Origin of the sequence: Marivivens niveibacter (assembly GCF_002150005.2) — a bacterium.
Classification (GTDB): Bacteria; Pseudomonadota; Alphaproteobacteria; order Rhodobacterales; family Rhodobacteraceae; genus Marivivens; species Marivivens niveibacter.
The window spans coordinates 266,732-290,379 of the sequence record NZ_MSPP01000003.1; the positions used below are offsets into that span (position 1 = coordinate 266,732).

Here is a 23,648-nt window from a genome sequence, read left to right on the forward strand (position 1 = left end):
AAGATGAAATTAAAAACCTTCTTTCGTTTGGTTGTTGCTGTCCTATTGCTGCCGTTTTTTCATTATTTGCTGCCTCAGCATGACATCGCGCGGATCACGTCGACAGAAATCATTCGTCAGGATTTTTCAGGTTTTAACCGTCTGTTCTATGCGCAGGCCGACAGCGGTAGCGCCGAACAAACGACTCGCGATTTGCGTTTGATCAATACCGTCCGTCAACAGACATATCTGTTGGGCTTTATCCGCGGTGGCGATGATACGATGGTGTTCCGGAACGAAGACACGGGTTGGATTTGGCCGCCTTATTTCAAATTTGATAGTTCGGATTTGCAGGCCGAGGCCGCCGATTACGCCAAAGCGACCGATCAGTATTACCTAATTACGCACTATGGTTGGCGGAACCGAGTCTTTAGCATTTACCCCAACGCGATTTCGATCAAACCGATCGAAGACCCGAATATGCGCATTATTCCGTGGTTCAACATCGCCTTCTTTATCGCGTTGATGGCGGGCATCTTGTTTGTCCGTGCTGCATGGTTCCAATTCCGCGAACGGTCGCTGGATCCTGCAATGGACCGCGTTGGCCATAAATGGGACGAAGTCGAAGCAGGCGTTGCGAAACGAAAATCCCGTTTGGGCCGCTGGATGGATAGCTGGAAATCGAAATAACCATGCCGTCGGTTCTGTTCGTTTGCCTGGGTAATATCTGCCGTTCTCCGGCGGCCGAGGCTGTGTTGCGTGAGCTGGCTCCAGATTGGGTGACCGATAGTTGCGGCACCGCAGGTTACCATGTCGGAGAGCCACCATACGGTCCTATGCAGCAGGCCGCCCGTGGCCGAGGCATCGAAATGTCGGACCTGCGGGCGCGTCAATTTAGTCGCGCCGACTTTGATCACTTTGATCTGATTTGCTGTATGGACGACGAAAACCTAGCGAATGTCGAACGGTTGCGCCCAGCAGGGAACACAACCCCTGTTCGATTGTTCGCCGACGGGCCAGTCCCCGATCCGTACTATACCCGTGATTTTGACGGCTGTTTGGATATTGTCCAGACAGCTGCCCAAGCGCTGGTTACGCGCGGCACATAGATTCAGCAGTATTTGCGAAATTGCGGTAACGCGCCCAGAATGCTTCGTCGGTGCTGCGGTTTGATTGGCGTGTTTCTTGTGCCAGATGCGGGTCAGCAAAGAATTCAGCAGCGCGCGCCTGATCCGATCCGCGCAACGTTTGGTTCGCCGCACGTTGAACACACGAACACAGCGCCGAATTGGCTGCCGACCGGCCGCCAGCCATGCACGCGTTGCCGATTTCGCCGGAAACACGTCCTGCACCGCAAGAAACTAGAACAAAGCAAGCCGCAGCTGCCATCGTAAAACGGATCATTCGTTCACCTCTGCTCTGGCCGCGCGCTGATCTATGCCGCGTCACGGACTAGTTGTGCATAAGGTGCCAGAACACGCGCCCGATGTCTACGCGCCCCGTCGGCTGGATATCGCGCATGGGATGGACGCCTACCCAAAGGAACAAGGCGAGGGCTATGAGGATAGTTTGCTGATCTGGCCTGCGAACGTTGCCGTAGGGGTATTATAGGATAGCGGATAGAGGAGGATCCATGTCCGAGTACCAAGAACTAAATACAACTCATCGCCATCCCGAGGCCGTTGTCGCGGACATCCCTTCAAACGAAGAACGAAGGCTGGCGTCGGTCAAACGATCAGGGCTAATGGATAGCGAGAACCTATCGCGGTTCGATATTTACACGCGCCTGTTTCGACACATCGCGGGCGTGCCGATTGCTTACACTGGCCTGTTAGACGAAGCGCGCCAGTATTTCCTATCTGAAAATTTCACCGGTTGCTTGCTGGGCGCCAAAGAGGTCGCACGCAACGACACCTTGTGCCAGCACGCACTGCTAAGCACGAAGCCGATCATCGTGAATGACATGCGTCAGCATCCGACGTTTGAAAATCATCCGTTGATCGTGGGTGATCCCTATTGGGTGTTCTGGGCCGGTTTTCCGCTGGTCACCTCCGAAGGCTACGTTTTGGGCACGCTATGCGCGGTGGATTTTGAACCACGCGAACTGACGGACGAACAGATTGACCTGCTATCGGGCGTGGCTGCGGATATGACGATGTCGATCCAATTGCAGACCGACCAACAGGAACTGATCGCCGACAAAGCACTAGATGTCATGACAGCACTCAAAAAAAATGGTATGCTGTCGGTGGATGAAGCGTTGGCGTTTTTGAAAATTTGTTCGGGAAAAACTCTATCGTCGACAGAGGTCACGCTGCTGGGCGCGTTGGGGTTGATCGAAAAAACGGATGCGGGCCTAGACCTGACACCCAAGGGCCGCACCATCAAAACCGACCACGGGCTGGGGCCATCCAGCTACAAGGTCGCCGCATCACCGCTCAAGGATACCGAACTGTTGGGCGCAATGCTGGACGATCTGGATTTCTAAGGGACAAAGCCAATGTTTACCAAAGTCTACAATCTCAAATTCCCTGGCATCGAAGAAGCCAAAATCGCGGTGTCGTTCCTATCCGAAGAGATCGGCGGGTCCATCGCGGACGCGAATATCTCTAACCTGTCGATCCTTTTGGACAAAGAGGGCCAAGTGTCCGTCAGCGTCCGTTTCGACAGCGCGTCCGAGATGAAAAAATTCTGCGCCGCCAAAGGCGAAGTGTTCGACGGATTGCGCAAATCCTTTACGCTCAAGCTCCAAGAAATGTCCGCCGTCGCCGTGTTCAACTACGACCGAGAGGCAATGTCGACGATGTGAGGGCGGGGTGCACCGCTAAGTATCAACGATCTCAGGAATTTCTGCGGGCTCGTGTAGACCGTCAGCGGTGCATAGCTGTATTTCGTTGTTGTAGGTGTAGTTGATCACCTGCTGCGCTTCTGTATCTGCGCCGCCCAAAAAGCTCATCGCGACGCCTGTCACGATCCCGCCCAACGCTGTGACGGCGGTCCCTGAAATTATACCAGCTTTCCAAGGATGACGTTCGGCCCAACTACGGGATTTGTTCAGTCGGTCATTTAGTTCGCGAATCGTTAGATACATTTCACGGATAATCTGCGCGACGACCTTGGCCTTGTCTTCTTCCGACTTCGTTGCGGCTAGTTCGATCGACAGCCCGATGAGTTTTGAACGCAGGCGGTCGACGGGTTCTAATTCGTCTGGAACCTTATCCGTACTGTCCAATTGTTTGACGATAGCGGTCAGCGTGTCCTCAATCACCTGTGCCTGAAGTTTGGCAAGCGGCGCCAATGTTTCTGCGCGGGCGATCACGGACTTGGCCTGTGGTATCCACTCCGCGGCGCGCTCGTCGGCCAATTCGTCTTTGATCCGCTCAATTTCTGACGCGACGGCCTCTGGCCCGCTGTCCCATTCGTCATTGTCGATTTCAGCGATGCGGCGCCAGAGTTCCCAATCCGGCGCGCGGCCCTCTAGCATGCCTTCGTACCAGTCGATCCAAAATGACATGTGGCCATTTTCACGCCAATGATTTTTTAAAAGGGCCCAGCGTTCTAAGACTAATGCTGGTGACGGCGCGGTTGGCCAAAGGCGCATTTGGAAAATATCTCGGGCACCACTTTTCGCTACTATTTTCAGGTTGTGTCTCAGTGCCGCCTCTATTTGGTTGTAGGCAGTATGAGTCCTAATCGCTGCTCTGGCTTGTTGAATCGAATTACTTGCCTCCAAGGCATGCATAGCTGTTGATCGAGCAACTTCGGCGTCGAAAGCTTGCGAGCGCAATGTGCGTGTTGTGATAGCGACGTATCTATTTTTGAAAAGCTCTCTTTGAGTGTGTCTTTGCTTTCTAGTTAGATCCACGCTCGGAAATGCGCCGAGAAGTGATGCAATAAGGATGGATCTACAGACAAAAATGTCGAGTCGATCTATTGTGCGATCAGCGCCACATAAATTCGGCAGCAGCCGAGCAGCACAAAGACCCGCAATAGCACTCCGAGTAGCTGGTTCGAGTTTAGCCACATGTGCGTCAAAATCAAAATCGCCTGCCATTCTGCCCTCGCTCAACCTACGGTTAACTTGGGCACTTTATGCGCAGATCACAACCCCGTGACGTCAATCCTGATCTGCCTCTTGCAAAATGGCCCAAACCCCTACATAGACAGGCGCTGAACCCCATATAGGCTGCCTATCTCATGACCGACCTGTCCCTTATCCGGAACTTCTCGATCGTTGCACATATCGACCACGGTAAATCGACCTTGGCCGACCGTCTGATCCAATCCACCGCAACCGTTGCGGACCGCGATATGAAGGCGCAATTGTTGGATTCCATGGACATCGAACGCGAACGCGGCATCACGATCAAAGCGAACACCGTGCGCATTGATTACAAGGCAGATGACGGTAATACCTATGTGCTGAACCTGATCGACACCCCTGGCCACGTCGACTTTGCCTACGAAGTGTCGCGGTCCATGCGCGCGGTTGAAGGGTCTCTCTTGGTCGTCGATTCCACCCAAGGCGTCGAAGCGCAGACATTGGCCAACGTTTATCAGGCGATCGAGGCAGACCACGAAATCGTGCCCGTCCTGAACAAAATCGACTTGCCCGCCGCAGACTGCGACCGCGTGGCCGAACAGATCGAAGACGTGATCGGCATCGACGCGTCCGAGGCGCTGCAAGTCTCCGCAAAATCCGGCATCGGTATCAAAGAAACGCTCGAGGCGATTGTGCAACGCCTGCCTGCGCCGACGGGTGACCGCGATGCGCCGCTAAAGGCGATGCTGGTCGATTCGTGGTATGACGCCTATCTGGGCGTTGTCGTTCTAGTCCGCGTTGTGGACGGTGTTCTGAAAAAGAACGACAAGATCAAATTCATGTCTAACGGCACGGTCCACCACGTCGACCGCGTTGGCGTGTTCAAACCAGGTATGTTGCCTGTGGATGATCTGGGGCCGGGCGAGATTGGGTTCCTGACCGCGTCGATCAAACAGGTCCGCGACACCCGCGTTGGTGACACGATCACTCACGATAAAAAGGGTGCGGACACACCGCTGCCGGGCTTTAAACCATCGCAGCCTGTGGTGTTCTGTGGCCTGTTCCCAGTGGACTCCGCCGAATTCGAAGACCTGCGCACCGCCATTGAAAAGCTGGCGCTGAATGACGCATCGTTTAGCTATGAAATGGAAACCTCGGCCGCGCTGGGATTTGGTTTCCGCTGCGGATTCTTGGGCCTGTTGCACCTAGAGGTGATCCGCGACCGCATCGAACGTGAATACAACATCGAACTGATCACCACCGCGCCGTCGGTTGTGTACCACATGCACATGAAGGACGGGACGGTCAAAGAACTGCACAACCCCGCCGACATGCCCGATGTGACCCTGATCGACCACGTCGAAGAACCCCGCATCAAAGCGACCATTCTGGTGCCCGACGAATATCTGGGCGACGTTCTGAAACTGTGTCAGGACCGCCGCGGTATCCAGCTGAACCTGACCTACGCGGGTTCGCGCGCGATGACGGAATACGACCTGCCGCTGAACGAAGTGGTGTTCGATTTCTACGACCGCCTGAAATCCGTGACCAAAGGCTACGCGTCCTTTGACTATCAGGTGATCGGCTACCGAGAGGACAATCTGGTCAAGATGTCCGTTCTGGTCAACGAAGAGCCTGTGGACGCGCTGTCCATGCTCGTGCACCGTGACCGCGCCGAAATGCGTGGCCGCGCGATGTGTGAAAAGCTCAAGGATCTGATCCCGCGCCACATGTTCAAAATCCCGATTCAGGCAGCGATCGGCGGCAAAGTCATCGCCCGTGAAACCCTATCGGCGATGCGTAAGGACGTGACGGCGAAATGTTACGGCGGCGACGCGACGCGTAAACGCAAACTGCTGGACAAACAGAAGGCGGGTAAGAAAAAGATGCGCCAATTCGGCCGCGTCGAAATCCCACAAGAGGCGTTCATCTCTGCGTTGAAAATGGACGATTGATACAAAAAGCCCCGCAATTTGCGGGGCTTTTTATTCTGTGAACCGGTTTTATGCTGCCATCAATTGGTAGCCTTCTTCATTTGAAGAAATTGTAATGTCTGAAGCTGCTGCATCAGACTGAATTTTTTTGACCAAATCTTCGATTGATCGGTCAAAGGCTTCAATAAGTTTTTCTCCGGCAATGCGTCGAATGACGGTCTCTGCATTCGCGTCGATTGGGTGCTCACTTCGTTCCCAACGCCCAAGAGTTAAACCAGTCGAGTTCACCGTCTCCGCCAGCTGTGCTTGAGTATAGCCCATTTCAGTGCGTAAAAAACGGAGCTCTTTGCCAGTCATTTTTCCGTTTTTTCCAACAATCCCACGGGCGATCTCTGCGTGGAGCCCTGCGATGTGGTGAATGGTAATTACCTCGTCGCCTTCATCGTCAATGATCGGGGTCAGACCGTCAATGAAGACATTGTCCAAGCCACATTCAATGTAATGATATTTAGCCATGGTATTCTCCTAAATCGTGCCTGCGCATGTTGATTGTTCATCAACCCACATGACAGTTACGACTTTTACCGTCTTGGTATTATAGTTAGGCACAACTACCGCTGCTACATCTCGACCTTCGGAATTGGGTGTTTTACCCTGTATCTTATAGCGAAAGTAGCCGTGCTGGGTTGCTGAACTAGGATCGTCGTAAACGTACCCATTCCTCAATAGATAGAGAACATCTGAAGTGGTTATACCACGATCGAGTAGTCGTTGCGTCGCATGCACTTTGTATGCGAGCGATAGAGCGGGGTGTTGCCCGATTTCTCGTATAGCATAGGTTGCATTGGTTGGACTCCAAGGTTCAGTCATTGGTCGATTCATATATCACCGTGATACATTGTGCAAGTTAATACTCGGTTACGAGAAATCAAATGGGTTTGTGATTTTTATATGCGCAGTACTATCTACATGTGTTTCGGCAATCAACCTATGGGTGTTATTTGTTTATGTCGGGTGGCTTCAGAGGTGGAACTACAAGTATCGGAACACTCTCCGAATCGCACCTTTGATTTTTCAACGAGCGCTATCGCTTAGCCAAATCGGCACTGGCGGCGGTAGTGACAATGTCTTTGCGCATTGTGCCAGCCTATTTCGTGGCAAAGGCGCTGTATAACAGTTAGGCGCGACGGAAAGGCGGGGCGGGGGCGTTAGATGGGGCAAAGGAGCCCGAAATGACCCGTTTGCCCGCCATCTACCTTGTCTCTATCGCCATCCTCGCCATCGTGACGATCTATTCGTCAGCTATACTCTAGGTTCAGGAACGTCCGCACGGCGGCTTCGAATTCGCGCGGTTTTTCCGCGTGGAGCCAGTGTCCCGTCCCCGGTAATTTGGCGAAATGCGAATTGGGGAATAGTTCGCGGATGCGTGCGCGGTATTCGGGCAAGACATAGTCCGATTTGGCACCCGACAAAAACAGCGTTTCGCCGTCAAACTGCCCTGATACGTCAGGAAAGCCTACGATGTCGGCCATGTTCGCCTCTAACGCGTCTAGGTTCAGTTTCCAGCGGCGTTCTTTTAGGTCCAGCGATTGCAGGAAAAACGCCTGTAGCCCGTCGTCCAGATCGCCCATCTGTTCGGCGGCGTCTTTGCGGTCTTTGACGGTTTCCAGATCAACGCGGCGCATGCGGTTGATGTTTTGCGTCTGCGTGTGGGTATAGGCCACGGGCGCGATGTCGGCCACGATCAGGCGGTTCACCTTTTCTGGGTATTTCAGCGCCAGCACCATCGCCGCCTTGCCGCCCATCGAATGGCCCAACACGTCCCATTTACCGTCGATCACCTGTGCCAGATCCTCGGCCATGTCGAAATAGGTGTGGCTGTCGTTGCGCGGGCTGTCACCGTGGTTGCGTTGGTCCACGGCGATGACTTCGCGTTCGTCGGACAGGCGTTTGCTGATAACGCCCCAGTTGCGGGCCGATCCGAACAATCCGTGGACGACCAGCAGGGGGGGGCGGTCTGTCGGGGTGCCGTGGCGGATCATGTTCAGCATGGGAAATACCTTTATCATCTATCGGCGCGACTATAACGCGGGGCAGGGTGGGCGCCATAAAAAAACGGGGGCACAATGGCCCCCGTTTTCGTGTCTTTCACTGACCGATTACAGGTTCGGGTACAGTGGGAATTTTTCGCACAGAGCTTCGACTTCGGCGCGGACTTTGGCTTCGACTTCGCCGTTGCCTTCTGGACCGTTCGCAGCCAGACCATCGACAACTTCGACGATCCAATCAGCGATCTGACGGAACTCTGCCTCTTTGAAGCCGCGGGTGGTGCCAGCAGGCGATCCCAGACGGATACCCGAGGTCACGGTCGGCTTTTCAGGGTCGAACGGGATGCCGTTTTTGTTACAGGTGATGTGCGCGCGTCCCAGTGCCTCTTCGGTCTGGTTGCCTTTGACCGATTTGGGGCGCAGGTCGACCAGCATCAGGTGGCTGTCGGTGCCGCCGGTTACGATGTCCAGACCGCCCTTCATCAGCTGATCAGCCAATGCTTGTGCGTTCAGAACAACCTGTTTCTGGTACTCTTTGAACTCTGGGCGCAGTGCTTCGCCGAAAGCAACAGCTTTACCAGCGATGACGTGCATCAGAGGGCCGCCCTGAATACCTGGGAAGATAGCCGAGTTGAATTTCTTGGCCAGCGCTTCGTCGTTTGTCAGGATCATGCCGCCACGTGGACCGCGTAGAGTTTTGTGCGTGGTGGTGGTTGCGACGTGTGCGTGTGGGAATGGCGATGGGTACAGGCCAGCAGCGACCAGACCAGCAAAGTGTGCCATGTCGACCAGCAGGAACGCGCCAACGCTGTCTGCGATTTCGCGCATTTTTGCAAAATCAATGATGCGCGGGATGGCCGAACCACCAGCAACGATCATTTTTGGCTGGTGTTCAGTTGCCAGAGCCTGAATCGCGTCATAGTCGATCTGGCTGTCTTGCTGACGTACGCCGTACTGAACAGCGTTGAACCATTTGCCCGACTGGTTCGGCTTTGCGCCGTGAGTCAGGTGGCCGCCTGCGTCCAGCGACATACCCAAAATGGTGTCACCTGGCTGCAGCAGCGCTTGGAAAACACCTTGGTTCGCTTGGGAACCCGAATTCGGCTGAACGTTCGCGAAGTCACACGAAAACAGTTTGCAAGCGCGTTCGATTGCCAGATTTTCAGCAATGTCCACGTACTGGCAGCCGCCATAGTAACGACGACCTGGGTAACCTTCGGCGTATTTGTTGGTCAGAACCGAACCTTGGGCTTCCATTACAGCAGCGGAAACGATGTTTTCCGATGCGATCAGTTCGATTTCGTGACGTTGACGGCCCAGTTCGGATTGAACGGCGGCGTACAGATCAGGATCGCGGGTTTCTAGGCTTTCGGTGAAAAAGCCGGCGTCAGTGGCAGTCATAGTCGCTTCCTCTGGCTGAGGGGTTGGTGTTGCCCGCTTATTATGTGGTCTGAGCCAATGAGGAAAGCCGCGAAAACGTCATAATCATCATGAAAACGAAGCATAGTTCTGAATCTTGGCGCCTATGGGATGAATTTTTCGCCGATAGGCGACTTTGGCGGGTGCAGGGGAAATTTTTGGGTGCTAACCATTAGGTCAAAGATCGGAGACCGGATATGCACAAGATCGCATTTGTTGCCAGTGACGCCCCCACCGCAAAAAACGCGTTGGAACGGCTGGTCGCGCGCCACAAACCTGTCCCCGTAGAAGAGGCTGATATTATCGTGGCCTTGGGCGGGGATGGTTTCATGCTGGAAACCCTGCACGCGACCCAAGCGTTGGACATCCCCGTTTACGGCATGAACCGCGGCACCGTCGGGTTCCTCATGAACGAATACCACGAAGAAGACCTGATGTTCCGCCTATCCGCCGCAGAAGAGGAACATTTCAACCCGCTGTCCATGACCGCGATCACCAATGATGGCAGCGAACACCATGCGCTGGCAATTAACGAAGTGTCCCTGCTGCGCGAAGGCCCCCAAGCCGCCCGTCTGCGGATCACCGTGGACGGCAAATTGCGCATGGCAGAATTGGTCTGTGACGGTGTGATGGTCGCGACCCCTGCGGGATCGACCGCCTATAACTATTCCGCGCACGGCCCGATTTTGCCGATTGGATCGGACGTTCTGGCGCTGACGGCTGTTGCCGCGTTCCGTCCGCGGCGCTGGCGTGGGGCGCTGTTGCCCAATTCGGCAGTGGTGCAATTCGATGTCATTGATCCCAAAAAACGCCCTGTCATGGCGGATTCGGACGGTAAATCGGTGCGCGACGTGTCCAAGGTCACGATCAAAAGCGATAAATCGATCACCCACCGTATCCTGTTCGACCCCGGTCACGGGCTTGAGGAACGATTGATTTCTGAACAGTTCGTCTGATGCTGCTGGGCATTCACCACGCTGCTATCATCGCGTCCGATTATGAACGGTCCAAATCGTTCTATATAGATGTGCTGGGTTTGCGCGTGATTGCGGAAACCTTTCGCGCTGATCGGGACAGTTGGAAATTGGATCTGGGATTGCCAGACGGTAGCCAGATCGAACTGTTCACATTCCCCAATGCCCCCGTTCGACCCAGCTACCCCGAAGCCCGTGGGCTGCGGCATCTGGCGTTTCGCGTCGCGGATGTTGCTGCCGTAGTGGCGGACCTGACGGCCAAAGGCGTGCAGGTCGAACCGATCCGCGTTGACGCGCAGACCGGCAAGGAGTTCACATTCTTTGCCGATCCGGATGGTTTGCCGCTGGAAATTTATTCCAGCTGATTATTTGCCATAGCCCAATGGCAGCAACGCTTCGCGGATTTCATCCAAAATGGCCGGATCGTCGATGGTCGCGGGCATTTTGAATTCTTCGTTGTCTGCGATTTTTACCATGGTACCGCGCAGGATTTTACCCGAACGCGTTTTCGGCAGGCGGTCCACAACGGTTGCCAATTTGAACGCCGCAACTGGGCCAATCTGATCGCGGACCAGTTTGACAACCTCGGCCACCACATCGCGGTGATCACGGGTGCAGCCAGCATTCAGGCATAGGAAACCCAGTGGCAACTGACCCTTTAGCTGATCAGACACGCCGATCACGGCGCATTCTGCAACGTCGGGGTGGGATGCCAATACCTCCTCCATCGCGCCGGTGGATAGGCGGTGGCCAGCCACGTTAATCACGTCGTCGGTGCGGGCCATGATGTATAGATACCCGTCGTCATCCTTCATCCCTGCGTCACCGGTTTCATAGTAGCCGGGGAAATTGTTCAGATAGGATTTATGGAAACGGTCGTTCGCATTCCACAGCGTTGGCAACGTCCCCGGAGGCAGCGGCAGTTTCACCGCAATCGCGCCCAGTTCGCCGTCCTTAACAGGGTGGCCAGCGTCATCGAGAATTTGGATGTCATACCCTGGCATCGCAACGGTTGGCGATCCGATTTTGACGGGCAGCGCTTCGATCCCTGCGGGGTTGCCCGCGATGGTCCAACCCGTTTCGGTCTGCCACCAGTGGTCATAGACGGGCACGCCCAGCTGATCCTGCGCCCAGATGATGGTGTCAGGGTCCGCACGTTCGCCCGCCAGATACAGCGCCTTGAGCGACGATAGATCGTATTTTTTGACGTATTCGCCTTTGGGGTCTTCGCGTTTGATGGCGCGGAACGCGGTGGGCGCGGTGAACAGAACGCGGATGTTGTATTCTTGGATCATGCGCCAGAACGTGCCAGCGTCTGGTGTGCCAACCGGTTTGCCTTCGAACACGACGGTCGTGTTGCCGTGGATCAGCGGGCCGTAGCAGATATAGCTGTGACCAACGATCCAACCTACGTCCGAGGCCGCCCAGAACACATCGCCCGGATCAACGTTGTAGATGTTTTTCATCGTCCAGTTCAGCGCAACCAAATGGCCCGCCGTGTGACGCACAACGCCCTTTGGTTGGCCCGTCGTGCCCGAGGTGTACAGGATATACGCAGGGTGGTTGCCCTCAACCGGAACGCATTCGGCAGGCTCAACGCCGTATTGGAAGCCGTGCCAGTTATAGTCGCGGCCTTCGATCAGTTCTGCGACCTCTTGTTCGCGCTGAAAGATCACGCAGAAATCTGGTTTGTGATCCGACAGTTCAATCGCGCCGTCCAGCAGCGGTTTATAGTGAACCACGCGGTTGGGCTCCAGTCCGCAGGAGGCTGCGATGATCGCCTTGGGTTTCGCATCATCGATACGGACCGCCAATTCGTTCGCTGCAAAGCCGCCAAAGACCACCGAATGGATCGCGCCCAAACGTGCGCAGGCCAACATGGCCTCTAGCGCTTCGGGGATCATCGGCATGTAGATGATGACGCGGTCGCCTTTTTCGACGCCTTTTGCGCGCAATGCACCCGCCAAAGACGCAACGCGGTTCCGCAGCTCGACGTACGAAATCTGACGTTTCGTGCCAGTGATCGGGCTGTCGTAGATGATGGCGGCCTGTTCGCCGCGACCCTGTTCAACGTGACGGTCAACAGCATTGTAGCAGGTGTTCACCTTTGCATCTGCGAACCATTCGTAATTTGGGGCGTTTTCGTCAAACAGCGCCTTGGATGGTTTTTCGTCCCATGCAATGGCTCCCGCTTGTTCCATCCAGAACCCTTCTGGGTCCGATTTCCAAGCGTCGTATACGTCTTTATATGTCATGGCGGGCTCCTCCTCTTGAACGAAACTTAGGAGGAGGGGGTATTTCCGCGCAATCATGTTAGCGTCCAGACTGCCGCAAACAGATCAAAATAGTTGAATATTTCGGATAGGTGGGCGCAGAAAATTTGCAAAGTTTCGCTGATTTTACATCACGGGTTAAAATTTTGCGAAATTTGCAAATGATTGACCGGACAACCAATGGGCTGTCCGGTCCAGATTCTTAGCTGTAGTGCGACACTGGTGTGCCTGCGATTGCCGACACGTTTAGCAGGCCGCGTGCCGTGATCGAAGGCGTGACGATGTGCGCCTTGTTGCCCATACCCATTAGGATCGGGCCGACCTCTAGGCCGCTGCCTTTCATTTTCAGAATGTTGCGCACGCCCGATGCCGCGTCAGAGTTTGCAAAGACCAGCACGTTTGCGGTGCCTTGCATACGGCTGTGCGGGAAAATGCGGCTGCGCAGTTCGGCATCCAAGGCGGAGTCGATGTGCATTTCGCCTTCGTAGCAGAAATCGCGCGGCTGGCTGTCTAGGATTTCCAACGCGGCGCGCATACGGCGGCCCGAGTCGATATCAAGGTTGCCGAACTGCGAATGCGAACACAGCGCGATGTTTGGTTTTAGGCCGAAACGGCGGACGTGACGGGCAGCTCCTGTCACGGCTTCTGCGATTTGTTCTGGGGTCGGTTCAGGGTGAACATGGGTGTCCGCGATGAACAGCGGGCCGTCCTCTAGGATCATCATCGACAAAGCGCCAACGGGGTGCAGCGTGTCGCGGCCCAGAATTTGCTGCACATAGTTCAGGTGCCACAGGTATTGGCCGAACGTGCCGCAGATCAGGCTGTCCGCTTCGCCGCGATGGACCATGATCGCGCCAATGGCGGTGGTGTTGGTGCGCATGATCGCTTTGGCGCTGTCGGGTGTGACGCCACGGCGTTCCAACAGCTCGTGATAAGTTGACCAGTATTCATAATAACGTGGATCGTTTTCTGGGTTAACGACCTCGAAATCGTCACCAGGGCGGATTTTCAGGCCAGCGCGTTCGCAGCGCGACGCGATAACGTCAGGGCGGCCAATTAGGATTGGGGTTTCGGTGGTTTCTTCCAGAACGGCTTGGGTTGCGCGCAAGACGCGTTCATCTTCGCCTTCGGCAAATACGATGCGACGCGAAGCGCTGCGGGCGGCTTCGAACACGGGGCGCATCAGCATGGCAGATTTGAAAACAGATCCGTCCAGTTTGCGTTTGTATTCGTCGATATCCGCCAAAGGCGTTTTCGCAACGCCCGTTTCCATGGCAGCTTTGGCCACCGAGGTCGCGACAACGCCCATCAGGCGCGGATCGAACGGTTTTGGGATCAGATAATCCGCACCGAATTTCAGTTTCTCGCCCTGATAGGCGGCTGCGGCTTCGGCGCTGGTTGTTGCGCGGGCCAGTTCAGCGATGCCTTGAACACAGGCGATTTTCATTTCGTCGTTGATCTCTGTCGCGCCTACGTCCAACGCGCCACGGAAAATGAACGGGAAACACAGGACGTTGTTCACTTGGTTCGGGAAATCCGAACGGCCTGTTGCGATGATCGCATCAGGTTTCACCGCGCGGGCGTCATCAGGCAGAATTTCCGGCGTTGGGTTCGCAAGGGCAAAGATCGCAGGGCGATCCGCCATTTTCGCAACCATTTCAGGTTTCAATACATTCGGGCCAGATAGGCCAAGGAACAGGTCCGCGCCTTCGATCACGTCGTCCAGGGTGCGCAGATCGGATTTTTGGGCGTATTCGGCCTTTTGCGGGGTCATTTCAGCCTCTCGGCCTTCGTAGACCAGACCCGCGATATCGCACAGCCAGACGTTTTCGCGTTTCACGCCCAGTTTCAGCAGCATGTTCAGGCATGCAATACCCGCCGCACCGCCGCCGGTCGAAACGACTTTGATGTCTTCGAATTTTTTGTCCGCAACATGCAGCGCGTTGGTCGCCGCAGCGCCCACCACAATCGCGGTGCCGTGCTGGTCGTCGTGGAACACAGGGATATTCATGCGTTCGCGGCAGATTTTTTCGACGATGAAACAGTCGGGCGCTTTGATGTCTTCTAGGTTGATCGCACCAAAAGTCGGCTCTAGCGCGCAAACGATATCGGCCAGTTTTTCAGGGTCTGGTTCGTTCACTTCGATATCGAAACAGTCGATGTTTGCGAATTTTTTGAACAGAACGGCTTTGCCTTCCATCACTGGTTTGGATGCCAATGCGCCGATGTTGCCCAGACCCAAAACAGCCGTACCGTTCGACACAACGGCCACCAGATTGCCGCGCGATGTGTATTTTCGGGCAGTATCAGCGTCGTTTTTGATCTCGACGCAGGCCTCGGCGACGCCGGGGGAATAGGCACGCGCGAGGTCGCGACCGTTCGCCAAAGGTTTGGTCGCGCGGATTTCCAATTTTCCGGGTTTCGGGAATTCGTGATAGTCCAGCGCCGCTTGGCGTAGGTTGTCTTGGCTCTTGTCGGTCATCTGGTCATCCTGTGATTGTTTAATATTAAACAATTTTTTGCGTCGTTATGCCTTCCTTAGCGTAAAAAGGGCGCGTGTTGCAAATTCAATTCAGCACAGTCAGGGTGTTTCCACGGTTGCGGGTTGCAACTGGTCTAATGTCAGGGCACATTTTACCAAATGATAAAACGGGGTTTCGATGTCTTTGTTTGATGACGCAATCAAGGTGCGGGAAAATGCCTATGCACCTTATTCAAATTTCAATGTGGGCGCGGCGGTAAAAACCAAAGACGGCACGGTTTATGTTGGCTGCAATGTTGAAAACGTCGCATACCCCGAAGGCACCTGTGCCGAGGCGGGCGCAATCGCGGCGATGTGCGCTGCTGGCGAACGCGAAATTGTCGAAGTTGCGGTTGTGGCTGATAGCCCGACACCAGTCACGCCCTGTGGTGGATGCCGTCAAAAGCTGTCGGAATTTGCCGATCCTGATGCCCCGATCAAAATGTACAATCTGAACGGCGATGTTCTGGAAATGAAAGCGCGGGATTTGTTGCCGGGCGTGTTCACGACCGACCACATGAGCAACACCTGATGGATGCTCGCACGATCATTGGCCAGCTGCGCGACGGGCAGGTGCCATCGCCTGAAGCACTTGGGTGGTTTGCCCAAGGGTTGGCGACTGGCGTAGTTACCGACGCGCAAGCGGGTGCTTTTGCTATGGCGGTTTTGCTAAATGGCCTAAGCGACGAAGGCCGCGTTGCGTTGACATTGGGTATGCGCGATTCAGGCGATGTGCTGAAATGGCGGGTCGATGGTCCAGTGATGGACAAACATTCAACAGGCGGTGTCGGTGATTGTGTGTCGCTGATCCTTGCGCCTGCCTTGGCGGCGTGTGGAGTCTATGTGCCGATGATCTCGGGACGTGGTTTGGGCCATACGGGCGGCACGCTGGATAAATTGGAATCGATCCCGGGTCTGGCGACGGACGTCGACAGTACCCGTTTGCAGGGTCTGCTGAACAAAGTCGGTTGCGCGATCGTGAGCGCCTCGGGGCGCGTTGCACCCGCTGATAAACGTCTTTACGCAATCCGCGATGTCAGTGCGACGGTTGAAAGCATTGATTTGATCACGGCATCTATCCTGTCGAAAAAACTGGCCGCTGGTTTGGATGGGCTGATTTTGGACGTCAAAGTTGGCTCTGGCGCGTTCATGAAAACTGCGGACGAAGCGCGAAATTTAGCGCGGGCGTTGGTGCAAACGGCCAATGGGGCAGGGTGTAGCACGGCCGCATTTATTACGGATATGAATGAACCGCTGGCCCCGAATTTAGGTAACGCGGTCGAAGTCGCCACCTGCATGGAAATTCTGTCGGGCAACCGTTTGGCAGGGCCACGACTACATGATCTGACTGTCGCGTTGGGTGGACGAATTATCGCGCTGTCGGGTGGATCCGAAGGTGAAGGCGAAGAAATGATCGCCGAAGCTATCGCTTCCGGTGCTGCAATGGACCGCTTTGCCCAGATGGTTTTTGAAATGGGCGGGCCACCCGACATGGACAAAGATTGGCGTACACATCTGCCCGTGGCACCTGTTGTTCGGCCTGTTGCGGCACCTGACGGTGGTTTGGTCAGCGGTTGGGATGGTCAGCGTCTGGGCCTGACTGTGGTCGAATTAGGCGGGGGGCGGATGGTCGAAACGGATCGGGTCGATCCGTCAGTGGGTATTACGGATGTAATCCCTTTAGGCCGGCGGGTAGAAAGAGGCGATCCAATTGCCTGGGTTCATGCGAAAAGTGATAGCGACGCTGATCGTGCTGTGGCTAACATATTGTCATCCTTGACGATTGGGGGCGCGGACCCCGATCATCCTGTGGTGCATGAAAGGATTGACCCATGACGCGTGCGTTTCTGGTCGTGATGGATAGCGTTGGCATAGGCGGCGCGCCAGACGCTGATAAGTTTTTCAACGATGGTCAGCCTGATACGGGTGCGAATACTGTCGCGCATATCGCTGCGGAAATGGCGAACGATCGGCCTTTGCTTTTGCCGACACTCACATCACTGGGGCTAGGACGCGCCGTTGAATTGGCGTCAGGCGAAACTGCGGTTGGGTTGGATGGACCCGTCGATGGCGCGTGGGGCGCAGCGACCGAAATATCGAACGGTAAGGATACCCCAAGCGGTCATTGGGAATTGGCTGGCGTTCCTGTTCCGTGGGATTGGACTGTTTTCGAAGAAAAACAAAACTCGTTTCCGCCAGAGGTCATCGAGGCGCTGTGCAAAGCTGCAGGGACTGACGGTATTTTGGCGAATTGTCATGCCTCTGGAACCGAAATCATCGAACGACTTGGTGATGAGCATGTCAAAACGGGCTGGCCGATTTGCTATACGTCGGTAGACAGCGTTTTACAGATCGCCGCACACGAAGAACACTTTGGTCTGGACCGCCTGTTGGACCTATGCCGTGCGGTCGCGCCGATGTTGCACGACATGCGCGTTGGCCGCGTGATTGCCCGCCCGTTTGTCGGTGAAAGCGGTCAATATTCCCGCACGTCCAATCGCAAAGATTTCGCGATCGCTCCGCCCGCCGACACGCTGTGCGATGTGGCGGCGGCTGCAGGCCGACCCGTTCACGCTATTGGCAAAATTGGCGACATTTTTTCAATGCGTGGCATCACAGATGTGCGCAAAGGGCGCGATATAGCCCTGATGCAGCACCTATCGGATTGGGTCGAAGATGCCGAAGACGGGTCGCTAACCTTTGCCAATTTTGTTGAATTTGACAGCGAATACGGGCACCGCCGCGATGTTGCAGGTTATGCCGCGCATCTGGAATGGTTCGATGCTGAAATCGGAAATATCTTGCCCCGCTTGGGCGAAGGCGATCTGTTGGTCATAACCGCCGATCACGGGAATGACCCGACATGGATTGGTACAGATCATACCCGCGAACGTGTGCCAGTGCTGGTTCATGGGTTGGGGCACAAAGAATTGGGGCATCTGGCCTTTACTGATGTGGCCGAATTGGTCGCTGAACATTTGGGCTTGCCGCCCATGTCCAAAGGACGCGCATAATGACTTATCGATCCCTGCCCAAAGTTGAACTTCACCTGCATTTCGAAGGCGCAGCGCCGCCCGAATTCATCCGACAACTTGCGCATGAGAAAAAGGTGGATTTGTCGAAAATCTTTAATTCCGATGGCACCTACGCCTATCGCGATTTCGACCATTTCCTAGAGGTCTACGAGGGCGCAACATCGGTCCTGAAATCACCTGAAGATTTTGCGCGGCTTTGTACCGCCGTGGCTGAACAATCCGCGCAGCATGGCGTTGTGTACACTGAATTGTTCATATCGCCCGATTTTTGCGGCGGGTCGGATGTGTCGGCGTGGCGCGAATATCTGGCCGCGATCAAAGAAGGGGCGGACAAAGCCGAAGCCCAGCACGGCATCACGATCAAAGGTGTGGCAACCTGCATTCGTCATTTCGGGCCTGAAATGGCGAAACAAAGTGCGCTATGTGCCGCCGAAACGGTTGGTGATTTTCTAACTGGCTTTGGCATGGGTGGCGCTGAAATGATGCATCGTCCCAGCGATTTTGCCTATAGTTTCGACATGGCACGCGAGGCTGGACTGCAATTGACCTGTCATGCGGGGGAATGGGGCGGCCCCGATATGGTCGCCGACACCATCAATGATCTGCGCGTGGAACGTATTGGTCACGGCATTAACGCGATCAAAGACCGTGCTTTGGTTGATCGCATTGCTGCTGCTGGCATCGTTTTGGAGGTATGTCCAGGATCGAACGTGTTCCTAAATGCGTCCGGCGATCTAAAGGATCACCCGATCAAGGCGCTGCGCGATGCAGGGGTAAAGGTCACCGTGTCGACAGACGATCCACCGTTTTTCCAGACCACGATGACCAAAGAATATGAAGATCTGGCCGCAGCATTCGGCTGGGATGAAACTGATTTTAACGCATTGAACCAAACAGCATTGGACGCGGCATTTTGTGACGCCGCAACCAAAGATAAGATCGCCAAACGATTGGAGACCACGAAATGACCGACCATCTGACAGTGGTGTCGCACCCATTGGTGCAGCATAAATTGACTATCATGCGGGAAAAGGAAACATCGACGGCTGTGTTCCGTCAGTTGCTGCGGGAAATTTCTTTGTTGTTGGCCTATGAGGTCACTCGCGATTTGCCCGTATCGACTAAGAAGATCGAAACGCCGCTGTGCGAAATGGATGCGCCACAGCTGGACGGCAAAAAACTAGCGCTGGTGTCGATCCTGCGCGCTGGCAACGGCCTGCTTGACGGTATTCTGGAATTGATCCCATCCGCACGCGTTGGTTTCGTTGGTCTTTACCGCGACGAAGAAACCCTGCAACCCGTCGAATACTATTTCAAAGTTCCAGCAGAGATTGACGATCGTGTTGTTATTGTCGTCGATCCAATGCTTGCGACTGGCAATTCGTCGGCTGCGGCGATCGACATGATCAAAAACGCTGGCGCAAAGAACATTATCTTTTTGTGCTTGCTTGCAGCCCCCGAAGGTGTCGCAAAAATGAAAGAGGCGCACCCCGATGTGCCGATTGTCACCGCGTCGTTGGACGATGGTTTGACGGACCAAGGCTACATTACACCAGGTCTAGGGGATGCGGGTGATCGGATGTTTGGCACAAAATAGACACATGTCTGGCACCCATAGCGTGTCCAAATGCTTTACAGATAAGGGTTATTCGGGCATCCTGCGTTAAAAGAGTATGAGGTGCAGATGTCGAGCGCTCGGATTATCGGGTTTATCGCGGCGTGTTTGGGCGGCGTAGCGCAGATTGGGTATGCCCAATCGCAGACCCCTGTACCTGCTGAATTTCCCCCAGCCAGCTACGACGCGAACCAATACGTTGACAGTGCAGGCTGCGTTTTTGTGCGCGCTGGTATGGCAGGAACGGTTAATTGGGTGCCGCGTTTGTCCCGTGATCGTCAACAGCTGTGCGGGTTCGAACCGACCATCGGCGCGGCAATTCCATCGCCGTTACCGGCGAATGTGCCGATCATCACAATCGATCAACCCGCTGCTCCTGCGGCTGCCCCGCGCATCATTGCGGACCCGATTACGCCGCCGACCACAAATCGCGATCCGATGGAAACAGTTGCGTCAGTCACGACGATGCCGTCGATGCAAACGATTTCATCGCGCGTGATTGCAGATGCTGCCGCAGCTGCGCCGGTGCTAACGCCTGCACCTGTGGTGCGTGAACCTGAACCCGTTCGAATGACCATGACGCAGGTCTGCGAAGGGAAATATGGTGTGCAGCGGCAATATATTAACGCAGCAACGGGTGAGTTTATTGACTGCGGCCCCGCACCAGTGACCCAAGTCGCTACTGTTGCACCAACAGCTCCTGCTGGCGACACGCGCTGTACCAACCTTAGTCAGGCGGTCACCACATCTGGCCGCAATGTTGAGGTGCGCTGTGGTCCGCAAACGCAATCCATCTGGGGTGGAAACCGTATCCCAGCCAGCAATCCTGTTCCGGTGGCAACGAGCACTGGCACGTCTTATGTGCCTGTTGACCGTCCGGCGACGGCTGTTTTGTCTGCGCCTGTGGCTAGTGCATCCAGCCCTGCGCCGACTGTTGTGCCTGCCGCGCCTGTGGCGGCGCCTGTCCCGTCGTCCTGTAATTTCGACAGTGTCAGCGCCCAATATATGGCCGGTGCGAATGTACGCTGTGGTCCGCAAACGCAATCGCCTTCCGGCGGTGTCGCACGTTCATCTGCTCAGGCAGGTCGTGCTAGTTTCAACCCGTCTACCGGTGGCTTGTTTGGTCGCGCGGTCCCTGCATCAAACCCGCCTTATGTGGCCAACGGCGAACCGATTGTGCCGAATGGGTACGAGGTGGTTTGGGACGATGATCGCCTGAACCCAAATCGTGGTTTGAATTAATTTCCGCAAATACCCTGTAGTGCGACCCAATCCCCATCGCCCAGAATAAGTGGCGCTTGGGTTGGGTTGACTGGATTTGCTTCGATCAAAGCCAATGTGCTTTGGCCTGTGATATCGGTGGCGTAGGCAAACGGGCGGCTGGAAACTTGGGCCGCTTCGAACCGTGCAAGCAGTTGTTCGGTGCTGATGGATGGCAAAGGTTGCCCAACCGCGTGTTCTGCATAGGTGCGCAAAATGTCGGACGACATTTCGCCCGTTGTCAGCAGTTGGAATGTCGCGCGAATGCCGGCATCATTCAGAACATCGCCCAAGGGGTCATTTTCAATCCGTGCCTGATTGGCTGCGATAATATAGCCAGCGGGGACTGCGGGGTCTTCGTAGTCTTCAACCAATGACCGGTTCAATAAAATGATGCCGCCAGGCAAAACTAATGTCTCTGAAACCGCATCAGGGACAATCAGAACCTGAACGTCGCTATCGGCACCCAATGCGCGGTCTTTCAACGTGTTCAGGGCAAGCGCCCCGCGCGGACTGTCGCAAACAGACCCCGTCAGGCGTTGTACATGTCCTAACAGCGTTGCGCCGATTGCACTGCGCGTGGCGTCAGTCACCGCGGTTAGCGTATGGTCGCGCAGGGCGTTAGGTGCCCAAAAGACACCCAGCCCAACAACTGCCGCGATCGATACCAATGCGCCCACACCGCGCAGGCGCCCAGGGCGTGGTCGTGAACGGTTGACCGCCTTGCGTACCTTTTCAATCGCATCAATCATCAGATCGTCGTCTATTTCGACGGTTTCTGTACCGTCATCGTCCGGTGCAAAAATCGCTGGCCGCGTTCCTTCGTTCATGCGAACGACCGCAGGTAGTGACCAATGCGCAAGGGGGCGATCTGCACTATCGCGGATGATCAGCGTCGCATCGCCAAAGGACACAACCACCTCGCGGCGTTGTGCGTCTGGGTCTGGTCGCCAGATCCCTAGACTTTCCAGTTTTGCGAATTGATCTAATGCTGTCATCTGCTCGTGCTTTTTACGGCAATATAACTAGTTCAAAACCTTTGGGCCAGCCTGTGTTGATACGAAGAGACGAGGACTCGCGCATTGGTTGGTACAAGGTTAGGATGCGGCATGATTATCTCTCGTGGGCGCGATTATTTATTCGTACATATTCCCAAAACCGGCGGCACGGCGATGGCGCTGGCGTTAGAGGATCGGGCCAAAGCTGATGACATCCTAATCGGGGATACACCCAAAGCGTTAAAGCGGAAGAAACGCCTAAAGGACGTAGAGACGAATGGGCGTTTATGGAAACATTCGCGCCTGTGTGATGTCGAACCGATGGTGTCGCGCGATGACATGGAACGAATGTTCACATTTACCTTGGTGCGCAACCCGTGGGACCGCGTCGTTAGCTATTATCATTGGCTACAGGATCAGTCGTTTGATCACCCTGCGGTGCGTTTTGCGCAAACTCTGACCTTTGAGGCGTTCGTGAATGAACCGCACACCCAGTCAAGTTTGGCAGCCAACAGTTACGTAAGTTATATGAGAGACAGTGCAGGCATCGAACACTGCAATTTGTACATCAGATTAGAGCATCTTACCGCGGATATGTCGCCATTGGCAGACCATTTAGGGTTCATGCCGACAGTCCCCGTCGCAAATGCATCAAAGCGCGATTCGGATTGGCGCGGTTATTACACTGGCCAAACACGTGATTTGATTGGGAATTTATGCGCGGCTGATATCACGCGTTTTAAATACAACTTTGATTGTTAACCAAAACGGCGAAATGTGGCTGTGTACACGCGTTTACACTTCTTCAGTGTGACAATGCCCCAATTGCGCCGCGTTTCGTCCTAAACCTTGTCTCATGAATCAGTTGGTCTGGTCCCTGTCAAAGCGCAACGCTTGCAGGATAGGGGAAGTGCCGATGTATGCCTGGAACAACCAGACATGGAGCCCGGCTGAAGGGGCACCAGAATTTGCAGCCAGTTTGGCTGATGTTGGTAATGGTATGATAGCTGGTACACGTGTGGCCACCGCGATGGGGTGGCGACCGATCGAAACAGTTAGTGTTGGTGATCAGGTTTTAACTTTTGACAAAGGGATGCAGACAGTAACGGCGATCCGCCGTGAACATGTGCAAACCAGTGGCGCATTGGGTGGGGTCTCTAATTGGCCACTACGCGTGCCGAAAGGCGCCTTGGGCAATTTAGAGGAAATGAGCTTACCGCGACGGCAGGCGATCCTCATCGAAAGCGATGTGGCAGAGGATATGTTTGGGGATGCATTCACTCTGATTCATGTTGCGGCGTTAGAAGGGTTCCGTGGGATTGAACCCGTAAGACCAGCCGATTTCATCGAGGTCATCACGCTTCAATTCGAAGAAGATCAGATTGTGTTCGGGAAGGGCGGTTTTTTGTTCTATTGTCCACCGCCGTCTGACATTTTGCACGATTTGCTGTGTGAACCCAAAGTGCCGCGCTATCACATACTTCCAAAGGATAAGGCAGAGATATTGGTCAGCGTTTTGGAATACGAAGACGCGAAACATGACTGATTTT

The 23,648-nt window shown here is 54.9% G+C and carries 24 protein-coding genes; 15 read left to right on the forward strand and 9 right to left on the reverse strand.

Annotated features, from left to right (window positions below; all coding sequences use genetic code 11):
• Positions 1-3: 3 nt before the first annotated feature.
• Entirely contained in the window at positions 4-669 is a 666-nt protein-coding gene (locus tag BVC71_RS10005; protein ID WP_086451527.1) for a DUF1523 family protein, read from the forward strand.
• A gap of 2 nt (positions 670-671) precedes the next feature.
• Complete coding sequence (locus BVC71_RS10010) at positions 672-1,088, forward strand: low molecular weight protein-tyrosine-phosphatase (protein ID WP_086451528.1); 417 nt, start codon at positions 672-674, stop codon at positions 1,086-1,088.
• Here BVC71_RS10010 and BVC71_RS10015 read toward each other — a convergent pair.
• Positions 1,072-1,383, reverse strand: coding sequence for an arginine transporter (locus BVC71_RS10015; RefSeq protein ID WP_240516831.1), 312 nt, complete (start codon positions 1,381-1,383; stop codon positions 1,072-1,074). The two genes, BVC71_RS10010 and BVC71_RS10015, sit on opposite strands and share 17 nt — an antisense overlap.
• 229 nt (positions 1,384-1,612) lie before the next feature.
• Between BVC71_RS10015 and BVC71_RS10020 the strand changes: the two genes are divergently transcribed.
• Together BVC71_RS10020 and BVC71_RS10025 are read left to right on the forward strand one after the other, a co-directional pair.
• Positions 1,613-2,467 (forward strand): GAF domain-containing protein, encoded by an 855-nt coding sequence (locus BVC71_RS10020; RefSeq protein WP_086451529.1) that lies wholly within the window; start codon positions 1,613-1,615, stop codon positions 2,465-2,467.
• 12 nt (positions 2,468-2,479) lie between these two features.
• On the forward strand, positions 2,480-2,788 hold the full coding sequence (locus BVC71_RS10025; RefSeq protein WP_086451530.1) for a hypothetical protein: 309 nt from the start codon (positions 2,480-2,482) through the stop codon (positions 2,786-2,788).
• 15 nt (positions 2,789-2,803) lie between these two features.
• Here the strand turns inward: BVC71_RS10025 and BVC71_RS10030 are convergent, their stop codons facing one another.
• Positions 2,804-3,493, reverse strand: a complete 690-nt coding sequence (locus tag BVC71_RS10030) for a hypothetical protein (RefSeq protein ID WP_133064518.1) — start codon at positions 3,491-3,493, stop codon at positions 2,804-2,806.
• A 683-nt stretch (positions 3,494-4,176) separates the two neighbouring features.
• Between BVC71_RS10030 and lepA the strand changes: the two genes are divergently transcribed.
• Positions 4,177-5,976: a translation elongation factor 4 gene (gene lepA, locus BVC71_RS10035; protein ID WP_086451532.1), complete on the forward strand. Its 1,800-nt coding sequence runs from the start codon at positions 4,177-4,179 to the stop codon at positions 5,974-5,976.
• 48 nt (positions 5,977-6,024) lie between these two features.
• Here lepA and BVC71_RS10040 read toward each other — a convergent pair whose 3' ends face one another.
• The 4 genes from BVC71_RS10040 to glyA all read right to left on the reverse strand — a co-directional run bounded on the left by BVC71_RS10040 (position 6,025) and on the right by glyA (position 9,404).
• The gene (locus BVC71_RS10040) at positions 6,025-6,471 is read right to left on the reverse strand and encodes a helix-turn-helix domain-containing protein (RefSeq protein ID WP_086451533.1); all 447 of its coding nucleotides are present in this window, start codon (positions 6,469-6,471) and stop codon (positions 6,025-6,027) included.
• Positions 6,472-6,480: 9 nt separating this feature from the next.
• A complete protein-coding gene (locus BVC71_RS15655) occupies positions 6,481-6,837 on the reverse strand; it encodes a DUF4258 domain-containing protein (protein WP_086451534.1) in 357 nt (118 codons plus the stop codon).
• 416 nt (positions 6,838-7,253) lie between these two features.
• The gene (locus tag BVC71_RS10050) at positions 7,254-8,006 is read right to left on the reverse strand and encodes an alpha/beta fold hydrolase (protein WP_086451535.1); all 753 of its coding nucleotides are present in this window, start codon (positions 8,004-8,006) and stop codon (positions 7,254-7,256) included.
• 108 nt (positions 8,007-8,114) lie between these two features.
• Positions 8,115-9,404, reverse strand: coding sequence for a serine hydroxymethyltransferase (gene glyA / locus BVC71_RS10055; RefSeq protein WP_086451536.1), 1,290 nt, complete (start codon positions 9,402-9,404; stop codon positions 8,115-8,117).
• 215 nt (positions 9,405-9,619) lie between these two features.
• On the opposite strand from glyA, the gene BVC71_RS10060 reads away from it, so the two are divergent.
• Both BVC71_RS10060 and gloA2 read left to right on the forward strand, forming a co-directional pair.
• Positions 9,620-10,378 carry an NAD kinase gene (locus BVC71_RS10060; RefSeq protein ID WP_086451537.1) on the forward strand — a complete coding sequence of 253 codons (759 nt, stop codon included), beginning with the start codon at positions 9,620-9,622 and terminating at the stop codon, positions 10,376-10,378.
• Positions 10,378-10,761, forward strand: coding sequence for an SMU1112c/YaeR family gloxylase I-like metalloprotein (gene gloA2, locus BVC71_RS10065; protein WP_086451538.1), 384 nt, complete (start codon positions 10,378-10,380; stop codon positions 10,759-10,761). The genes BVC71_RS10060 and gloA2 overlap by 1 nt, the downstream gene beginning before the upstream one ends.
• Here the strand turns inward: gloA2 and prpE are convergent, their stop codons facing one another.
• Together prpE and BVC71_RS10075 are read right to left on the reverse strand one after the other, a co-directional pair.
• A complete protein-coding gene (gene prpE / locus BVC71_RS10070; RefSeq protein ID WP_086451539.1) occupies positions 10,762-12,651 on the reverse strand; it encodes a propionate-CoA ligase PrpE in 1,890 nt (629 codons plus the stop codon).
• A gap of 220 nt (positions 12,652-12,871) precedes the next feature.
• A complete protein-coding gene (locus tag BVC71_RS10075) occupies positions 12,872-15,175 on the reverse strand; it encodes an NADP-dependent malic enzyme (protein WP_420845604.1) in 2,304 nt (767 codons plus the stop codon).
• 154 nt (positions 15,176-15,329) lie between these two features.
• Here BVC71_RS10075 and BVC71_RS10080 point away from each other — a divergent pair, with 154 nt between their 5' ends.
• The 6 genes from BVC71_RS10080 (at position 15,330) to BVC71_RS10105 (ending at position 21,082) form a co-directional block, all read left to right on the forward strand.
• On the forward strand, positions 15,330-15,722 hold the full coding sequence (locus tag BVC71_RS10080) for a cytidine deaminase (RefSeq protein WP_086451541.1): 393 nt from the start codon (positions 15,330-15,332) through the stop codon (positions 15,720-15,722).
• Complete coding sequence (locus BVC71_RS10085) at positions 15,722-17,026, forward strand: thymidine phosphorylase (protein ID WP_086451542.1); 1,305 nt, start codon at positions 15,722-15,724, stop codon at positions 17,024-17,026. The genes BVC71_RS10080 and BVC71_RS10085 overlap by 1 nt, the downstream gene beginning before the upstream one ends.
• Positions 17,023-18,204, forward strand: a complete 1,182-nt coding sequence (locus BVC71_RS10090; RefSeq protein ID WP_086451543.1) for a phosphopentomutase — start codon at positions 17,023-17,025, stop codon at positions 18,202-18,204. Before BVC71_RS10085 ends, BVC71_RS10090 begins: the two co-directional genes overlap by 4 nt.
• On the forward strand, positions 18,204-19,193 hold the full coding sequence (locus BVC71_RS10095; protein WP_086451544.1) for an adenosine deaminase: 990 nt from the start codon (positions 18,204-18,206) through the stop codon (positions 19,191-19,193). Before BVC71_RS10090 ends, BVC71_RS10095 begins: the two co-directional genes overlap by 1 nt.
• A complete protein-coding gene (gene upp, locus BVC71_RS10100) occupies positions 19,190-19,822 on the forward strand; it encodes a uracil phosphoribosyltransferase (RefSeq protein WP_086451545.1) in 633 nt (210 codons plus the stop codon). Before BVC71_RS10095 ends, upp begins: the two co-directional genes overlap by 4 nt.
• 87 nt (positions 19,823-19,909) lie before the next feature.
• Positions 19,910-21,082 (forward strand): hypothetical protein, encoded by a 1,173-nt coding sequence (locus tag BVC71_RS10105; protein ID WP_086451546.1) that lies wholly within the window; start codon positions 19,910-19,912, stop codon positions 21,080-21,082.
• On the opposite strand, the gene BVC71_RS10110 is transcribed toward BVC71_RS10105, so the two are convergent.
• Entirely contained in the window at positions 21,079-22,098 is a 1,020-nt protein-coding gene (locus tag BVC71_RS10110; protein WP_086451547.1) for an aldolase/citrate lyase/malate synthase family protein, read from the reverse strand. The two genes, BVC71_RS10105 and BVC71_RS10110, sit on opposite strands and share 4 nt — an antisense overlap.
• Before the next feature lie 111 nt (positions 22,099-22,209).
• Between BVC71_RS10110 and BVC71_RS10115 the strand changes: the two genes are divergently transcribed.
• Entirely contained in the window at positions 22,210-22,860 is a 651-nt protein-coding gene (locus BVC71_RS10115) for a sulfotransferase family 2 domain-containing protein (protein WP_086451548.1), read from the forward strand.
• A 154-nt stretch (positions 22,861-23,014) separates the two neighbouring features.
• Positions 23,015-23,644: a Hint domain-containing protein gene (locus BVC71_RS10120; RefSeq protein ID WP_165767756.1), complete on the forward strand. Its 630-nt coding sequence runs from the start codon at positions 23,015-23,017 to the stop codon at positions 23,642-23,644.
• The last annotated feature ends 4 nt before the right edge of the window (positions 23,645-23,648 follow it).

Excerpts from the sequence above, each read along its gene's own strand:
- BVC71_RS10005 (WP_086451527.1), top strand. The coding sequence starts at position 4 with ATGAAATTAAAAACCTTCTTTCGTTTGGTTGTTGCTGTCCTATTGCTG.
- BVC71_RS10010 (WP_086451528.1), top strand. The coding sequence starts at position 672 with ATGCCGTCGGTTCTGTTCGTTTGCCTGGGTAATATCTGCCGTTCTCCG.
- BVC71_RS10015 (WP_240516831.1), bottom strand. The coding sequence starts at position 1,383 with ATGATCCGTTTTACGATGGCAGCTGCGGCTTGCTTTGTTCTAGTTTCT.
- BVC71_RS10020 (WP_086451529.1), top strand. The coding sequence starts at position 1,613 with ATGTCCGAGTACCAAGAACTAAATACAACTCATCGCCATCCCGAGGCC.
- BVC71_RS10025 (WP_086451530.1), top strand. The coding sequence starts at position 2,480 with ATGTTTACCAAAGTCTACAATCTCAAATTCCCTGGCATCGAAGAAGCC.
- BVC71_RS10030 (WP_133064518.1), bottom strand. The coding sequence starts at position 3,493 with ATGTCATTTTGGATCGACTGGTACGAAGGCATGCTAGAGGGCCGCGCG.
- lepA (WP_086451532.1), top strand. The coding sequence starts at position 4,177 with ATGACCGACCTGTCCCTTATCCGGAACTTCTCGATCGTTGCACATATC.
- BVC71_RS10040 (WP_086451533.1), bottom strand. The coding sequence starts at position 6,471 with ATGGCTAAATATCATTACATTGAATGTGGCTTGGACAATGTCTTCATT.
- BVC71_RS15655 (WP_086451534.1), bottom strand. The coding sequence starts at position 6,837 with ATGAATCGACCAATGACTGAACCTTGGAGTCCAACCAATGCAACCTAT.
- BVC71_RS10050 (WP_086451535.1), bottom strand. The coding sequence starts at position 8,006 with ATGCTGAACATGATCCGCCACGGCACCCCGACAGACCGCCCCCCCCTG.
- glyA (WP_086451536.1), bottom strand. The coding sequence starts at position 9,404 with ATGACTGCCACTGACGCCGGCTTTTTCACCGAAAGCCTAGAAACCCGC.
- BVC71_RS10060 (WP_086451537.1), top strand. The coding sequence starts at position 9,620 with ATGCACAAGATCGCATTTGTTGCCAGTGACGCCCCCACCGCAAAAAAC.
- gloA2 (WP_086451538.1), top strand. The coding sequence starts at position 10,378 with ATGCTGCTGGGCATTCACCACGCTGCTATCATCGCGTCCGATTATGAA.
- prpE (WP_086451539.1), bottom strand. The coding sequence starts at position 12,651 with ATGACATATAAAGACGTATACGACGCTTGGAAATCGGACCCAGAAGGG.
- BVC71_RS10080 (WP_086451541.1), top strand. The coding sequence starts at position 15,330 with ATGTCTTTGTTTGATGACGCAATCAAGGTGCGGGAAAATGCCTATGCA.
- BVC71_RS10085 (WP_086451542.1), top strand. The coding sequence starts at position 15,722 with ATGGATGCTCGCACGATCATTGGCCAGCTGCGCGACGGGCAGGTGCCA.
- BVC71_RS10090 (WP_086451543.1), top strand. The coding sequence starts at position 17,023 with ATGACGCGTGCGTTTCTGGTCGTGATGGATAGCGTTGGCATAGGCGGC.
- BVC71_RS10095 (WP_086451544.1), top strand. The coding sequence starts at position 18,204 with ATGACTTATCGATCCCTGCCCAAAGTTGAACTTCACCTGCATTTCGAA.
- upp (WP_086451545.1), top strand. The coding sequence starts at position 19,190 with ATGACCGACCATCTGACAGTGGTGTCGCACCCATTGGTGCAGCATAAA.
- BVC71_RS10105 (WP_086451546.1), top strand. The coding sequence starts at position 19,910 with ATGTCGAGCGCTCGGATTATCGGGTTTATCGCGGCGTGTTTGGGCGGC.
- BVC71_RS10110 (WP_086451547.1), bottom strand. The coding sequence starts at position 22,098 with ATGACAGCATTAGATCAATTCGCAAAACTGGAAAGTCTAGGGATCTGG.
- BVC71_RS10115 (WP_086451548.1), top strand. The coding sequence starts at position 22,210 with ATGATTATCTCTCGTGGGCGCGATTATTTATTCGTACATATTCCCAAA.
- BVC71_RS10120 (WP_165767756.1), top strand. The coding sequence starts at position 23,015 with ATGTATGCCTGGAACAACCAGACATGGAGCCCGGCTGAAGGGGCACCA.